14 protein-coding genes are annotated in these 14,315 nt (G+C 60.2%); 1 reads left to right on the top strand and 13 read right to left on the bottom strand.

Annotated features, from left to right (window positions below; all coding sequences use genetic code 11):
- Positions 1-2 precede the first annotated feature (2 nt).
- The 3 genes from nadB to nadC are packed head-to-tail and all read right to left on the bottom strand — an operon-like array spanning position 3 to position 3,555.
- Positions 3-1,604, bottom strand: a complete 1,602-nt coding sequence (gene nadB / locus FGL65_RS12545) for an L-aspartate oxidase (RefSeq protein ID WP_147821522.1) — start codon at positions 1,602-1,604, stop codon at positions 3-5.
- Positions 1,605-1,630: 26 nt separating this feature from the next.
- A complete protein-coding gene (nadA, locus tag FGL65_RS12540) occupies positions 1,631-2,671 on the bottom strand; it encodes a quinolinate synthase NadA (protein WP_147821521.1) in 1,041 nt (346 codons plus the stop codon).
- Between the two features lie 11 nt (positions 2,672-2,682).
- The gene (nadC, locus tag FGL65_RS12535) at positions 2,683-3,555 is read right to left on the bottom strand and encodes a carboxylating nicotinate-nucleotide diphosphorylase (protein ID WP_147821520.1); all 873 of its coding nucleotides are present in this window, start codon (positions 3,553-3,555) and stop codon (positions 2,683-2,685) included.
- 155 nt (positions 3,556-3,710) lie between these two features.
- Between nadC and mgtE the strand changes: the two genes are divergently transcribed.
- Positions 3,711-5,045: a magnesium transporter gene (mgtE, locus tag FGL65_RS12530; protein WP_147821519.1), complete on the top strand. Its 1,335-nt coding sequence runs from the start codon at positions 3,711-3,713 to the stop codon at positions 5,043-5,045.
- Positions 5,046-5,118: 73 nt separating this feature from the next.
- On the opposite strand, the gene FGL65_RS12525 is transcribed toward mgtE, so the two are convergent.
- From FGL65_RS12525 to cysK, 10 genes are all read right to left on the bottom strand, one after another.
- On the bottom strand, positions 5,119-5,856 hold the full coding sequence (locus tag FGL65_RS12525; RefSeq protein WP_147821518.1) for a protein phosphatase CheZ: 738 nt from the start codon (positions 5,854-5,856) through the stop codon (positions 5,119-5,121).
- Positions 5,857-5,878: 22 nt separating this feature from the next.
- Positions 5,879-6,400, bottom strand: a complete 522-nt coding sequence (locus FGL65_RS12520; RefSeq protein WP_147821517.1) for a PilZ domain-containing protein — start codon at positions 6,398-6,400, stop codon at positions 5,879-5,881.
- Between the two features lie 18 nt (positions 6,401-6,418).
- Positions 6,419-6,859 (bottom strand): 4Fe-4S binding protein, encoded by a 441-nt coding sequence (locus FGL65_RS12515; RefSeq protein ID WP_147821516.1) that lies wholly within the window; start codon positions 6,857-6,859, stop codon positions 6,419-6,421.
- Positions 6,860-6,920: 61 nt separating this feature from the next.
- Positions 6,921-7,808, bottom strand: coding sequence for a tol-pal system protein YbgF (ybgF, locus tag FGL65_RS12510; RefSeq protein ID WP_147821515.1), 888 nt, complete (start codon positions 7,806-7,808; stop codon positions 6,921-6,923).
- Positions 7,805-8,032 (bottom strand): PLD nuclease N-terminal domain-containing protein, encoded by a 228-nt coding sequence (locus FGL65_RS12505; RefSeq protein ID WP_147821514.1) that lies wholly within the window; start codon positions 8,030-8,032, stop codon positions 7,805-7,807. The genes ybgF and FGL65_RS12505 overlap by 4 nt, the downstream gene beginning before the upstream one ends.
- A gap of 5 nt (positions 8,033-8,037) precedes the next feature.
- Positions 8,038-8,787 carry a prolipoprotein diacylglyceryl transferase gene (lgt, locus tag FGL65_RS12500; protein ID WP_147821513.1) on the bottom strand — a complete coding sequence of 250 codons (750 nt, stop codon included), beginning with the start codon at positions 8,785-8,787 and terminating at the stop codon, positions 8,038-8,040.
- Complete coding sequence (lspA, locus tag FGL65_RS12495) at positions 8,768-9,259, bottom strand: signal peptidase II (RefSeq protein ID WP_147821512.1); 492 nt, start codon at positions 9,257-9,259, stop codon at positions 8,768-8,770. Before lspA ends, lgt begins: the two co-directional genes overlap by 20 nt.
- Before the next feature lie 9 nt (positions 9,260-9,268).
- Positions 9,269-12,085 (bottom strand): isoleucine--tRNA ligase, encoded by a 2,817-nt coding sequence (gene ileS / locus FGL65_RS12490; RefSeq protein ID WP_147821511.1) that lies wholly within the window; start codon positions 12,083-12,085, stop codon positions 9,269-9,271.
- A gap of 375 nt (positions 12,086-12,460) precedes the next feature.
- Positions 12,461-13,375: a serine O-acetyltransferase EpsC gene (epsC, locus tag FGL65_RS12485; RefSeq protein ID WP_147821510.1), complete on the bottom strand. Its 915-nt coding sequence runs from the start codon at positions 13,373-13,375 to the stop codon at positions 12,461-12,463.
- 14 nt (positions 13,376-13,389) lie between these two features.
- Entirely contained in the window at positions 13,390-14,313 is a 924-nt protein-coding gene (gene cysK / locus FGL65_RS12480; protein ID WP_147821509.1) for a cysteine synthase A, read from the bottom strand.
- Positions 14,314-14,315 lie beyond the last annotated feature (2 nt).

Genomic DNA, 14,315 nt, shown 5'->3' with positions numbered 1-14,315 from the left:
TATTATTTTGAATCCACCCGGTAGTGGCAGCCCTTGGTGGTCTTGTTGCGCAGGGCGGCCAGGGTGATGATGTAGGCAGCCTGGCAACCGTGGAACAGGTCGATGAGCGGCTTGGAGACAGGCGTTTTCCTGTAGAAGTCCTGAAGGTCCTTGAACAGCTTGCGCATGTCCGTGAAGGCCCTGTTCAGCCGGTACTTGTTGCGGGCGATGCCCACGTAGTTCCACATGGTGTTGCGGATGGTCGCCCAGTCCTGGGAAATGAGGGCCGGGTCCTCGTTCTCGATGTCCCCCGGGCTGGTCCAGTCCGGAATGCTGTCGCAGAGTTTCTTGGTCAGCTTGGTGTTGTTGCTGTTGAGCCTCTTGGCGATGTCCTGGGCCGTCTCGTAGCCCCAGAGCATGCCCTCCAGCAGGGAGGTGCTTGCCAGGCGGTTTGCCCCGTGCACGCCGGTGCAGCTCGTTTCCCCCGCGGCATAGAGCCGCTCCAGGGAGGTGCGCCCGGCGTTGTCCGTAAGCACGCCGCCGCAGAAGTAGTGCGCGGCAGGGACTACGGGCACGGGCTCGCTGTTGATGTCGATGCCCAGCTCCAGGCAGTGGTCGGAAATGGTGGGAAAGCGTCCGTGGATGTCGCAGTCGACGAAGTTGGCCACGTCCAGGTAGACGCAGTCGTCCCCGGATTCGAGCAGTTCGTTCATGATGGCCCGGGTGACGATGTCGCGCGGTGCAAGGTCGGCCCGCTGGTCATAGCGGGTCATGAATTGCTCACCCTTGGAATTGATGAGCTTGGCCCCTTCGCCGCGTACGGCCTCGGAGACCAGGAAGCGCCTGCCTCCGCGCTTGGTTCCGCCGTAGAGCGCGGTGGGGTGGAACTGCACGTATTCGCAGTTCATGAGCATTGCCCCGGCGCGCTGGGCCATGGCCAGGCCAGAACCGATGGAGCCGCTGGTGTTGGTGGTGTGCAGGAAGACCTGGCCGATGCCGCCGGTGGCCAGCACCGTGAAGCGGGAAAGAATGGTTTCCACCTGTTTCAGGGTGTCGTTGAAGACATAGGCTCCCACGCACTGGTTGCTGAGGCTGTACTTGTAGTCCAGGTGTGAGGCGTGGTGCTTGGTGGTCAGCAGGTCGATGGCCGTGCGGTTGGTCAGCACCCGGATGTTGGGGGATTCCTCGACGGCCTTTGCCAGCACCTCCATGATGTTCTGGCCGGTATGGTCGGCGCAGTAGAGGATGCGGGCAAGGGTGTGGCCGCCCTCGCGGGTCAGGTACCAGTCTCCGGCCTGCCGGTGCTCGAAGGGGATGTGGTACTTGTCTATGAGCACTTCCTGGAGCACCTTGGGGCCCTGTTTGGCCAGGTGGCGCACCGCGCGGACATAGTTGTGGTTCCAGCCAGCCGTGAGGATGTCCTTTTCCAGGATCTTCGGGTTGTCCTCGTCCGAGTGGAAGACGATTCCACCCTGGGCCAGTTTGGTGTTGCCGTCGGCCAGTTCGTTGCCGGCCGAAAGAATGGTGGTTTCCACCCCCATGTCGGCCAGGGTCAGGGCGGCGATGGCCCCCGCGATTCCCGAGCCGATGACCAATGCGTCGGTTGTCAGACGATATTCGTTCATGGTGGCTCCTTGCGGCTGGCCTCAGGCTAGGCGCATACGTTGAGCATGGTTTCTAGGGCGACCTTGGAATGCTCACGCACTTCCTCGGTCACGTCGACGGGTTCGGCTTCCTCGATGTGCTCCAGCAGTGCGGCCAGGTTTGCCTCGGTGATCTTGCCCATGTCCTCGCAGTAGCTGATCTGGAGCGGCTCGATCACCTTAACATTCCGGTAACGCTTGGCAAGCCTGTGGACCAGGTTGGTCTCGGTTGCCACGTAAATCTTTGTACCCGGTGCGGCTTCCTCCACATACTTGATGATGAACGAGGTGGAGCCGTTGGCGTCCGCCGCGGAGGTGACTTCGGGCGGACACTCGGGATGGACGATGATCTTGGCCTCGGGTTCCTCCTTGCGGATCCGTTCTACCTCCCGGAGCACGAACTCCTCGTGGATGGGACAGAAGCCGGGCCAGAGGATCAGCTTTGCCTTGGAAGCGGCCTGCGCATCCACGAAAAGTTTCGGATCGCCGTCAATGAGGCCTCTGTCCAGGATGAATCTTTCGGATTCGGGAATGCCCAGTACGTCGCCGGTGTTCCAGCCCAGGTGGCGGTCCGGCAGGAACAGGATCGCGTCGCCCTGGTCCATGGCCCAGCGCATCATGGTCTGGGCATTGGCGGAGGTGCAGACCGTGCCGCCCCAGCGGCCCACCACGGTTTTCACCGCGGCCGTGGAATTGACATAGGTGAGGGGGATGATCCTGCGCCCTCCCGCAGAGAGCATTTCCAGGGTCTTGTCCACGTTGTCCGCGGTGGCCATTTCCGCCATGGCGCAGGTGGCCGTGGTGTCCGGCAGGAATACCTTCTGGTTTTCCCTGCGCAGGATGGCTGCGGATTCGGCCATGAAATAGACGCCGCAGAAGACGATGTATTCGGCCTCGAGCTCCGCCACCTTGCGGGAAAGTTCCAGGGAATCCCCGGTGATGTCGGCGTGCTGGATAATTTCGTCGGCCTGGTAGTGGTGCCCCACGATGGCCAGTCTGGATCCCATTTCCTTGCGGATGCGTTCGATGACCTGGGAAGGGGTGCTCATATCCGTATCTCCTACGCGCCCAGCGAAAGGAACTGCATGCTGAAGTCGGAAGACGGTGCAGAGTGGGTCAGTTTGCCCACCGAGATGTAGTTCGGCCCCAACTGGGCGTAGCTTTTGATGTTTTCAAGGGAAATGTTGCCGCTGACCTCGGTCTCGATGTGTGCGGGAATCCGTTTCAGGGCTTCGGTGATGGATTCGTGCGACATGTTATCCAGCATGATGCGCCGGATGTCGCATTTGGAAGCCTCTTCCACTTCTTCCAGGGTGCGGCATTCCACCTCGATGGGCGGGCATTGCTCATAGGCGTCGTGCAGGCTTTTGACAGCCTGGGTGATGCTTCCGGCCCTGTCTATGTGATTGTCCTTGAGCATGAGCATGTCGGTGAGGTTCATGCGGTGGTTCTGGCCCCCGCCCACGCGGACTGCGTATTTTTCAAGGTAGCGCATGCCCGGAGTGGTCTTGCGCGTATCCAGCAGGGTGGTGTCGGTGCCTTTCAGCTCGGCCACATATTTGGATGTGAGCTCGGCAACGCCGGAAAGGTGGCACAGGAAATTCATGATCACTCGTTCCGCCTTGAGCAGATGCACTGCGGGACCTTGAAGGGCGGCCACCATGGTGCCTTCGGAGACGCGGTCTCCATCGTCCACGTTGAGGTGCACCTGGCATTCGGCGCCGCCGAATTCCAGCACCAGCGGGATGAGGGGAAGGCCGGCCACGACGGTGGATTGCTTGGCCACGATCTGGGCCTGGGCCGAGTCCGTTTCGGAGAAAAGTCCCTGGGCGGTCAGGTCCGGGCCGTCTTCCGCCAGGGCGATGCGGATGAGGGCCAGCAGGAACATGCGGGTTTCTGCCTGGAAATGATTGTCAAAGAGTTCGGTCGTCATGTGTATACTTCTTTTTTTATGTGTCTACGGCAAGTAAAGCAGACCGTAACGTTCGTCAAGTGGACGCCTTGTTGATGAAATATTTCACAAAGTTGACGTGATATTTATTTCTTAGACTTTGACCTCAACCCGCTAATGGGCTAGGGAGTGTCTCCATGAGTGGAAAAGAACCGGTCATGCCGAAACTGTATCATGCGGACGAGGTCGAAATCGATCCCAACGACCTTGATCAGCACCCTGCGGATGCGGCAGAACACATAGAAACGCTGGATCTCACCGACCAGGTGAAATTCATCAAGCAGCTCCCCATCAAGGATGCCGCCGAATCCATTGCCGAAATGGACCAGCATGACCAGAGCGAACTGGTCAAGCACCTGAATCCGGGGCTTGCAGCGCGCATTGTCCAGCAGATGGCTCCGGACGACGCCACCGACCTGCTGGAGCAGCTGGACGAGAAGCACCGCAAGAACCTGCTCAGCAGGGTGGATGCGGAAGACCGTGCCGAGCTCAAGACCCTGCTGACCTTCGATCCCGACACCGCCGGCGGGGTGATGAACACCGAGATCGTGATTCTGGATCAGGATCTGACCGCGGATGAAGCCATCAACACCCTGCGTCAGGAAGTCGAAGACAAGGAAATTCCCTATTACGCCTATCTTGTGGACGAACGCGACAGCCTCACCGGGGTTGTTTCGCTTCGCGATCTTCTCCTGGCGCGCAGGGGGGCGATGCTCAAGGATTTGGTCAAGGCCCAGAACCTCATCACCGTCAGTTACAACATAGACAAGGAAGAGGTGGCCAAGAAGATCGCCCACTACAATTTTCTTGCCCTGCCCGTGGTGGATTTCGGCAACCGCCTGCTCGGCGTGGTCACGGTCGACGACGTCATCGACATCATTCATGACGAGGCCACCGAGGACATGCAGACCATGGTCGGTGCGGGCGCGGACGAAACCACGGATTCGCCGGTCAATTTTTCCGTGCGCAAGCGGCTTCCCTGGCTGATCATCAACGTGATCAACTCGGCCATCGCCGCCTATGTGGTGCACCTGTTCGAGCCCACCATTTCCCAGATGGCCATCCTGGCCGCCCTCATGCACATTGTTTCCAACCAGGCGGGCAACACGGGGCAGCAGGCCCTGGCGGTCATGATCCGTCAGCTGGCCGTGGAGAAATTCGACCGCAAGAAGGCCTGGATGGCCGTGCTCCGCGAACTCAAGATCGGCTTCATCAACGGCTTCCTGATTGCGGGCGGCGTGCTGCTGTTGCTGCTGGTGGCCACCCAGGATTTGAGGCTGGCGGGCTGCATGGGCATAGCCCTTATTTTCGACATGTTGATCGGGGCGTTTTCCGGCGCGTCCATCCCGTTGATTCTCAAGGAAATCGGCCGCGATCCGGCCCAGGCCTCGAGCATATTCCTGACCACCATCACCGACGCTTTCGGCTTCTGGAGCTTCCTGGCCCTGGCTGGCTGGATGCTGCTCGGCTGATCCGGTCGCCAATCGAACGAAAAAAAGCCCCCGCACCATGGGATGCGGGGGCTTTTGTTTTGTATCCTGTGAATCAGTCCAGGCCCAGGGAGGAGAGCAGGTCGTCCACGTCGCCCTGGTCCGTGCCCTCGGTGGGGCCCACCAGATCCGAGGCCTTGTGCTTCGCCTCCGCGGAAAGGGAGTCGAAATCCTGCTCCGGCTTTTCCGTTCTCTGGCGGATCATGAGGCCCGTGGAAACCATGACTTCGCGCACGATCTGTTCCACCTTGCGGATGGAGTTGATGATGATCTTGATGCGCTGTCCAGTGAGGTCCTGGAAGCTCAGGGTGACCATGATTTGGGACAGGTCGTTCATGAGAACGTCGTTGATCTCCTTGAGGCGCTGCCTGTTTTCCTTGGTCACGCCGCCGGATTCGAAGCCCTTGACGATGTCGGAAACGGTCACGGACATGTCCTGGAGCTTTTCCACGATGTCGATGATGTCCACTGCGGCCTTTTCCGTGGTGCGCAGCACCGCGTCCAGCTGGTCCGAAGCCTCGTTAAAGAGCTCGTCCGGATCTATTTCCGTTTCTATCTGGGGAACCGCCTTGGTGCCGCCCTTGGCCGCCTTGACTTCCTGGTAGATCTGCTTGAGGCCTTCCTGCAGGTCCTTGTTGACCCTGCGGTAGAATTCGCCTTCGAGCAGGGCGTTGGAAAGGTGGGAGGCGATCTCGCGCTCCACCGCGGCCGTGATGGAATCCCGCAGGTTGTTGACAAGCTTGTCCGAGACCTGCTCCATCATCTCTTTGACTATTTCTTCATTGGTAGTCATGGGCTGCTCCTGTGTGGGCGCGTTAGTCGCGCTTGGCATTTCTGATTATCTCCCGCTGCTTCTGGAAAACATACTGGATGATGTTTTCCAGGTCAGCCTCCCTGATATTCACGAATTCCAGCCGGAACATTCCGATATCCTCTTCCTTTCCGACGATGCGGCCCTTGGTGCCGGCAAGCCTGAGCGGGAACTGGTTGAGCACCAGCACCAGCTCGATCTTGTCGCCCTCGGACAGCGGGTCGGTGGTCCGGAATTTGGCCCCGGCCCCGGAAAGTTCGAAGATTTCGATGCTCATGGGGAAGTCGTTGCGGATCTGATCCTGGCTCAGAAAGCTCAGGACCTGGTCCAGCTTCTTGTCCATTTCGCAGAGGAAGCTGATGAGCGGTTCAGGCAGATGGCCGCCCCGGCTCAGGACCTCGCGGCTGCAGGCCTCCAATGCGGGAGCGGAGCTGAATATGGGAGGGGTCTCCAGGGATTCAACGTGCCTGACATAGGCATTCAACCGTGCCTCTACACGGGAAAACGACCGTTTCTCATCCTTCATCGAATACCTCGCGGGTTGCTAGCTCCCGTTCTCGTCAAGGTCCAGCGTCATGGCCCGGACAGGGCAGACGCGGGTGCACATGCCGCAGGCGGAACATTTATCCACGTCGAAAATCACGGTCCGGGTGCCCGGATCCACGGTCAGGGCCTTTGTTGGGCACATTGCCGTGCACAGGCCGCAGTGCATGCAGCTGTCTTCGTCCCGGAAGATTTTGTGGGCCACCGGGGTGATCCGTACGCCGTTTTCCTTGAGATAGCTGACTCCCTTGTGGAAGTCCCCTTCGAGCCCGGATATCTCCAGGGTCATGGTGCCTTCCTGCCTCGGGCCGATGTCCGCCTTGAGTATGTTGAAACTCAGGTCGTACAGCTTGCCCAGGTTGCAGACAACCGGGCGGCCGGAAACCTCCGGCGGGAAGGTGAGATAAACTATCTTGCGAAAACCCTTGACGATTTCTTTCATGGTGTTCCTGCCATTAGTCTCAGTTTTATGACATGCCTGCATGGCGTCCGCAACCCTGTGATTATTTCAGTTTTTCGAGGAAGCTTTTCGCCTGGGTCGCTTCCACTGATTTCGGATGCTTGTCTATGAGTTCCTGCAGCAGGAACTTGGCGATCTTGGTCTTGCCCAGGTAATGGAGGCTGTAGGCCTGCTTGAGCATGGCCGCGCGGTACTTGGAGCTCTTGGGGTACTTCTGGATGACGTCGTCGTAGAGCACGGCCGCGTTGGAGTAGTTCTTCATCTTGTAGTAGGACTGACCCTGCCAGAAGAGGGCGCTGGCCACATAGGGGTGCTTGGGAAAGCTCTTGACGAATTCGGCCCAGTAGGACCTTGCATCCTCGTATTTGCCTTCCTTGTAGAGATCGTAGGCGCGGTCGTAGAGCGCCTTGGCCGGGTCGGCCTGGGCCTCGGGCTTTGCCTCGGGTTTGCCCACGGTCACCTTGTCGGCGGGCTTGGCTTCCGCCTGGGCCTCGGTCTTGGGCTTTGCGGCGGAGGAAAGGTCCACGTTGAGCTGGTTTTCCAGGGCGAATTCGATGTCCTTGACCCGGTCCTTCATGGGCGCCATGTCCATGGTGGCGTTGGCGTCGCCAAGCTGGCGGTCCATGCGCAGTTCCATGATCTCCATATCGCCCTTGAGCTGGGCGAATTCCTGGCGCAGGCTGTTGAGCTCGATCCAGATGGTGGCGGTTTTTTCGCGCACCGGGTTGCTGGATTTGTCGATTTCGTTTCTGAGGGCCGCGCGCGTCTTGTCCAGTTCCTCTTCGAGCTGCAGGATGAGCTTGCGCTGTTCCGCGTTCTGGCGTCGGTTTTGGGCTTCCATGGTTTCCACGTCGGTCCTGGTCACGCAGCCGAACCCGCTCAGGGCGATGGCTCCGGCGCAGAATATGGGAATGATGCGTTTCATTTTCATTGGGTGATTTCTCCTCTGTTTTTTCCGATCATGAAGTAGGCCAGCGCTCCCAGCAGGGGGACGAAGACCATGAGCTGAATCCAGGCCACTTTCTCGCCGGAGGAACCGAAGTCGCGTTTCCAGGCGTCGAGAATGCACCACGCGTTCATGGCGAGGTAGACGAGGCCCAGAAGGGCGACAACCCCCCATTGCGCGGGGGAGACGGCAGCCAGTTTTTCGAACATGCGGTTCAACTCCTTGCACGTTTACGGAAAAGCAGGAAAAGGCCGGGCAGAAGAAGGGCGATGGCTATAAGCTGGGTGACGCTGAGGACACCGAGATCGCCCCGGTAATCGGCCCGGAAAAATTCTATGGAAATGCGGAAGCTTGCAAAAAGGACCAAAAAGAGTCCCGTGAGTTTACCCGGAGTTTCGAGCTTCCGTTTTGCCAGCAGGAGCATGCCAAAAGTTAGCAGTCCTGCCAAGCTGTGATACAACTGTGTGGGATGCAGGGGACGGAACAGGGGGGCCAGGCTGTTGGGATCCGTAAAGGTGACGGCCCAGGGCGCGAAGCTCTTGGAGCCATAGCAGCACCCGGCCATGAAGCAGCCGATCCTGCCTATGGCCTGGCCCAGGGCCACGCCCGGAACAAAGCAGTCCAGCCACAGAAGTTTCTTTGTCTCTTTGCGCAGCCCCCAATATCCGAAGAGGGACCCCACAAGGAATCCCCCCGAAAAAACGAGCCCGCCGTGCCAGAAGGCGAAGATCTCCAGCGGATTGGCTGCAAAGTATTGAAGGTCGATGAGCACGTAGAGCAACCGCGCCCCCAGGATCGACCCGGCAAGGATCAGCAGGCAGACGCCGGGAATCTTTTCATGGGGCAGGTCCCGCTGCCGGGCCTCGTGCATGGCCCATCCCACACCGGCCAGGAACGCGGCGGTGATGAACACGCCGTAGGCGTGGATGGTGATGGGGCCGAGCTCAAGCAGAATCGGTTGCATTGTTCCTGTTCAGGTACAGGGAGATCAGCACCGCGCCCGCGCCGATGGTCAGGGACACGTCGGCGATGTTGAAGGCGGGCCAGTGGTGGACCCCCACATAGAAGTCGAGAAAGTCGATGACTTCGCCGAGCCGGACGCGGTCGATGAGGTTGCCGACTGCTCCTCCGCCGATGAGCCCCAGGCCCGTGATCATCCACTTGTCGCTTTCCTCGGTCTTTTTCAGCAGGTAGCCGATGAAGCCCAGGGCCGCGACGGTGATGATGATGAACAGGGGAATCTGCCAGGAGATGTCATTGCGGTCCAGGAAGCCCCAGGCAGTGCCCCGGTTGCGCACGTGCACCAGGTTGAAGAATCCCGGGACGGTCCTTTCCCAGCCGTTCAGGGGCAGATAGGCGGCCACGATCAGCTTGGTGACCTGGTCCAGTATGGTCATGGCCGCCGCCCAGGCGGCGGCCAGTTTGTATTTATCCATGTCGCTTCCCTAGCCCAGGGTTTTCAGCACTGCGGTGCAGCGCGGGCAGGCGGTGGGATGCTCGCTGTCGGTGCCCAGCTCTTCGCTGATGCGCCAGCAGCGTTCGCATTTTTCGCCGGGGGCCGGGGCCACGTCGATCTTGAGTCCTTTCACTTCCTCGGCTTCGACGGCCTCGGCTGTGGCGTCGCCCAGATCCTTGACGACCACCTTGGAGACGATGAGGAACTCGCAGATGTCGAAGTCCTCGGAGTTAATCAGCTCCTTGACCTTTTCATCGGCGTACAGGGTGACCATGGCGTCCAGCGGCTTGCCGATGACGCGGTCCTTGCGCTTGGGCTCGATGGCCTTGTTCACTTCGGCGCGGATGTCGGCCAGCCTGTCCCAGCGGGCGAATTCGTCGGCGCTCATGCTGGCGGAATCCGGAGCAAAGCGCAGGCTGAACACGGACTTGAGTTCGGGCAGTGCGGCCCTGATGGCTTCGGGCAGCTGCTGGAAGGCTTCCTCCGCAGTGAAGGAAAGCACCGGAGCCATGTCCACCAGCAGCATCATCAGGATCTGCCAGAGCACGGTTTGGGCCGAGCGGCGCTTGAGGCCGTCCTGCTCCTCCACGTAGAGGCGGTCCTTGATGATATCCAGGTAGAATGCGGAAAGATCCACCACGCACAGGTTGTGCAGGGTGTGGTAGACCTTGTGGAATTCAAAGGTGTTGTATGCCTTCTGGATGGTTTCGTGACGCCTGGTCACCAGCTCCAGGGCGTAGCGGTCCATGGGCAGCAGGTCCGCGTTCGCAACCCGGTGCCTGGGGTCGAAATCGTTCAGGTTCGAGAGCAGGTAGCGGCAGGTGTTGCGGATGCGGCGATAGGCGTCCACGAGTCGTTCCAGGGTCTCGTCGGAGATGCGCACGTCTTCCTGGTAGTTGGAGGCCGAAACCCACATGCGCAGGATTTCAGCTCCATACTTGTCGATGATCTCCTGCGGGGCGATGACGTTGCCGATGGACTTGGACATCTTGCGGCCGTCGCCGTCCACCACGTAGCCGTGGGTCAGCACGGCCTTGTAAGGCGGCACGTCGCGGGTGCCCATGGAGGCCAGCAGGGAACTGTGGAACCAGCCTCGGTGCTGGTCGGAACCTTCCAGGTACAGGTCGGCCGGGTAGGTGGTTTCCTCGCGCTGCTCGACCACGGCCGCGTAACTGGTGCCGGAGTCGAACCAGACGTCCAGGATGTCGGTTTCCCGCTTCCAGTGGTTGCCGCCGCATTTGGGGCAGGTCAGGCCCTCGGGAACCAGTTCCTCGATGGGGGCCTCGAACCAGTAGTCGCAGCCCGTGGGGTGCTTGGCGTACTTGTCGCAGATATCATAGACCCACTGGGCGTCGAACCAGGACTCGTCGCAGTCCTCGCAGATGAGCGCCGAGATGGGCACTCCCCAGTTGCGCTGGCGGGAAATGCACCAGTCGGGCCTGTTTTCCACCATGTTGTAAATGCGGTCCTCGCCCCAGCCCGGAATCCACTGCACGTCGTCGCGGATGGCCTTGAGGGAGCGCTGGCGCAGGTCGTTTTCCTCCATGCCGATGAACCACTGGGTGGTGGCCCGGAAGATGACCGGCTTCTTGCAGCGCCAGCAGTGCGGGTAGGAGTGCTCGATCTTGCCGGAACCCAGCAGGTTGCCCAACTCCTCAAGCTTTTCGATGACCTTGGGGTTGGCGTCGTAGACGTTCATGCCCGCGAAGAATTCCACTTCGGGCAGGAATTCGCCCCGGTCGTTCATGGGCGAGTAAATTTCCAGACCGTTGCGCAGGCCGGTGACAAAGTCGTCCGGGCCGTGGCCGGGGGCGGTGTGCACGCAGCCGGTACCGGCTTCCAGGGTGACGTAGTCCGCCAGCACCATGGGGGATTCGCGGTCGTAGATGGGGTGCTTGGGGTTGAGGCCTTCCAGCTTGGAGCCCTTGACCGTGGCGACGACCTTGGGGTTTTCCCAGTTCACTGCCTTGGTGACGGCTTCCAGCATGCCTTCGGCCACCACGTAAACGTCGCCGGCCACTTCCACGAACACGTAATCGAAGTCCGGGTGCACGGCGATGGCCATGTTGTCGGGGATGGTCCACGGGGTGGTGGTCCAGATGACCACGTAAAGCCTGTTCACATCCACGTCGGCCAGTTCCCGGGCCTTTTCGTCGGCCATGGGGAAGCGCACGTAAATGGACGGGGAGGTGTGATCCTCGTATTCCACCTCGGCTTCGGCCAGGGCGGTGCGGCAGTCGCAGCACCAGTAGATGGGTTTCTTGCCGCGCACAACGCCGTCACGCTCCATGAATTTGCCCAGCTCGCGGGCCGTGGCGGCCTCGTATTCGGGCTTCATGGTCATGTACGGGTCATCCCAGACACCGAGCACGCCGAGGCGCTTGAATTCCTTGCGCTGCACGTCCAGCCACTTGGTGGCGTACTGGCGGCAGATCTTGCGGATGGTCAGGGTGTCCAGTTCCTTGTTCTTGGCCTTGAGCTCCTGCTCGACCTTGTGCTCGATGGGCAGGCCATGACAGTCCCAGCCCGGAACGTACTGGGACTTGTAGCCCTGCATGTTGCGGGATTTGACCACGATATCCTTGAGGGTCTTGTTCATGGCCGTACCCATGTGGATGTGGCCGTTGGCGTACGGGGGGCCGTCGTGTAGGCAGTAGCCGCCCTTTTCGCCGCCGGAGCTAATCATGAGGCTGTATGCGTCAATTTCTTCCCAGAACTTGAGCATCTCCGGCTCGCGTTGTTTGAGATTGGCTTTCATGGGAAAGCTGGTCTTGGGCAGAAGAAGAGTGTTTTTGTAGTCGCTCATGATTTTCGATTTCCTCCGGGGACGTATATTTCTTTATAACTTATATGCGTGCGTAAAAAGCAACTGGATACATTGGTGCAAGGCTGTACGGAAGTCAAGTTTCTGGCTGTTGAAAAGCGGACGTCTGCGGCGTCGCTTCAAGAAAAGCGAGCCTTCGCGTACCGCAGGAGTACGCGTCAGCCTCGTTTTTCATTTGTTCCTGGTATCCGCACCCTTTTGAACAGCCAGCCGTGATTTCGTTTGAACCCGGCTCCAGGCTGTCGAAAGGATACAGATATGCGGAGCAAAGAAAAAGTCAGGTCCGGCATGTTTGTTTATGACACATGGGACCTGACTTTTCTTGCGAAATCTGGATTCGCGTTATGGGCAGTCGGCTCAGATGCCGCCGCCGTGTTCGAAGGCCATCTGCATGGCCCGGGACTGGACCAGGCGAGCTCCGGCATGGACGTCGCCGGTGATCCAGACATTGCCGCCCACGACAGCGCCCTTGCCGATGGTTACGCGACCCAGGATGGTGGCCCCTGCATAGACGATGACGTCGTCCTCCACGATGGGATGGCGGGGCAGTCCCTTGATGAGCTGGTCGCCTTCTCCCTTGGGGAAGCTCTTCGCGCCGAGGGTCACGCCCTGGTAGATGCGCACGTTGTCACCGATGATGCAGGTTTCGCCGATAACCGTGCCCGTGCCGTGGTCGATGAAGAATCGTTTGCCGAGGCTTGCGCCGGGGTGGATGTCGATGCCCGTGTCCGAGTGGGCCATCTCGCTGATGATGCGCGGGATGATGTCCACGCCCAAGGTGTAGAGCTCATGGGCAATGCGGTGGTTGGTCAGGGCCCGGATGGACGGGTAGCAGAAGATGGTTTCCCCGTGGGTCTTGGCCGCGGGGTCGCCGTCATAGGCCGCCTCCACGTCCGAGAGGAGCAGTTCCCGTATCTCCGGCAGCTTGGCGATAAACCGTCTGGCCGTTTCCCGGGAACGCTTTGCACAGTCCGCACATTGGTCCCGGTCCTCGCGTTCGCAGACAAAACAGTAGCCCCTGTTGATCTGGTCGCCCAACTGGCGTTCCACGCTGTCCAGGGTGGAGCCGATGTAGTAGGGCATGGTGTCGGGCGTTATCTCGGACGGTCCGTAATATCCCGGGAACATGACCGAGCGGAGGCTTTCCACGATTCCGGAAAGGATCTCCACGGACGGCATGGGCTGCTCGTCCGCCTTTTTGCGGGAAAGCGCCTCGTGGCCGTTGCTGGTGAGTTTCTTGACTATGGCGTCGAGGTTGTATTCCCCGGACATGGCAATCTCCTGATTTAGTCTTCGAACAGGGGGGTGCTCAGGTAGCGTTCGCCGGTATCGCAGACCACGAACACGATCATCTTGCCCGCGTTTTCCTCGCGGGCGGCCAGTTTCAGGGCGGCCGCGCAGTTGGCCCCCGAGGAAATGCCGCAGAGGATCCCTTCCTCCATGATCAGGCGCTTGGCCGCATCAAAGGCCTCGTCGCTGTCCATGGTCATGACTTCGTCCACGATGTCGCGGTTGAGCACCTCGGGGACGAATCCCGCCCCGATGCCCTGGATGGGATGCGGACCGGGCTCGCCGCCGGAAAGCACCGGGGAGAGCGCTGGCTCCACGGCCACGATCTTGACGCCGGGCTTGCGCTCCTTGAGCACCTCGCCCACGCCGGTGATGGTGCCGCCTGTGCCCACTCCCGCCACGAAGATGTCGATCTCGCCGTCCGTGTCTTTCCAGATTTCCTCGGCCGTGGTGCGGCGGTGGATGTCCGGGTTGAACTCGCTTTCGAACTGCATGGGCATGAAGGCGTTGTCCGTGGACCGGACCAGCTCATGCGCCTTTTCAATGGCCCCGCGCATGCCCTGGGCCGTGGGGGTGAGCACCAGCTCCGCCCCGAATCCCCTAAGCAGCTTGCGCCGCTCAATGCTCATGGACTCGGGCATGGTCAGCATGAGGCGCATGCCTTTCACCGCGCAGGTAAAGGCCAGGCCGATGCCCGTATTGCCGCTGGTGGGCTCGATGATGGTGGTGGACTCGTCGATGATCCCTTTTGCCAGGGCCGCTTCGATCATGTTGCAGCCCACACGGTCCTTGACCGAGCCGCAGGGGTTGAAGTTCTCGAGCTTGGCCACCACCGTGGCGTTCAGGTTTTGGCTGAGTTTGTTGAGCTTGACCAGCGGCGTCCTGCCGATGAGGTCGAGCATGCTGTCGGCTATGTTCATGG

This window comes from Salidesulfovibrio onnuriiensis, from assembly GCF_008001235.1.
Taxonomy (GTDB): Bacteria; Desulfobacterota; Desulfovibrionia; order Desulfovibrionales; family Desulfovibrionaceae; genus Pseudodesulfovibrio; species Pseudodesulfovibrio onnuriiensis.
This window is presented reverse-complemented; position numbering and strand designations above follow the sequence as displayed.

Coding starts and splice junctions, on each gene's coding strand:
- FGL65_RS12515 (WP_147821516.1), bottom strand. CDS start 6,859: ATGAAAGAAATCGTCAAGGGTTTTCGCAAGATAGTTTATCTCACCTTC.
- FGL65_RS12520 (WP_147821517.1), bottom strand. CDS start 6,400: ATGAAGGATGAGAAACGGTCGTTTTCCCGTGTAGAGGCACGGTTGAAT.
- lgt (WP_147821513.1), bottom strand. CDS start 8,787: ATGCAACCGATTCTGCTTGAGCTCGGCCCCATCACCATCCACGCCTAC.
- cysK (WP_147821509.1), bottom strand. CDS start 14,313: ATGAACATAGCCGACAGCATGCTCGACCTCATCGGCAGGACGCCGCTG.
- FGL65_RS12525 (WP_147821518.1), bottom strand. CDS start 5,856: ATGACTACCAATGAAGAAATAGTCAAAGAGATGATGGAGCAGGTCTCG.
- nadC (WP_147821520.1), bottom strand. CDS start 3,555: ATGACGACCGAACTCTTTGACAATCATTTCCAGGCAGAAACCCGCATG.
- ileS (WP_147821511.1), bottom strand. CDS start 12,085: ATGAGCGACTACAAAAACACTCTTCTTCTGCCCAAGACCAGCTTTCCC.
- mgtE (WP_147821519.1), top strand. CDS start 3,711: ATGAGTGGAAAAGAACCGGTCATGCCGAAACTGTATCATGCGGACGAG.
- ybgF (WP_147821515.1), bottom strand. CDS start 7,808: ATGAAAATGAAACGCATCATTCCCATATTCTGCGCCGGAGCCATCGCC.
- nadB (WP_147821522.1), bottom strand. CDS start 1,604: ATGAACGAATATCGTCTGACAACCGACGCATTGGTCATCGGCTCGGGA.
- lspA (WP_147821512.1), bottom strand. CDS start 9,259: ATGGATAAATACAAACTGGCCGCCGCCTGGGCGGCGGCCATGACCATA.
- nadA (WP_147821521.1), bottom strand. CDS start 2,671: ATGAGCACCCCTTCCCAGGTCATCGAACGCATCCGCAAGGAAATGGGA.
- FGL65_RS12505 (WP_147821514.1), bottom strand. CDS start 8,032: ATGTTCGAAAAACTGGCTGCCGTCTCCCCCGCGCAATGGGGGGTTGTC.
- epsC (WP_147821510.1), bottom strand. CDS start 13,375: ATGTCCGGGGAATACAACCTCGACGCCATAGTCAAGAAACTCACCAGC.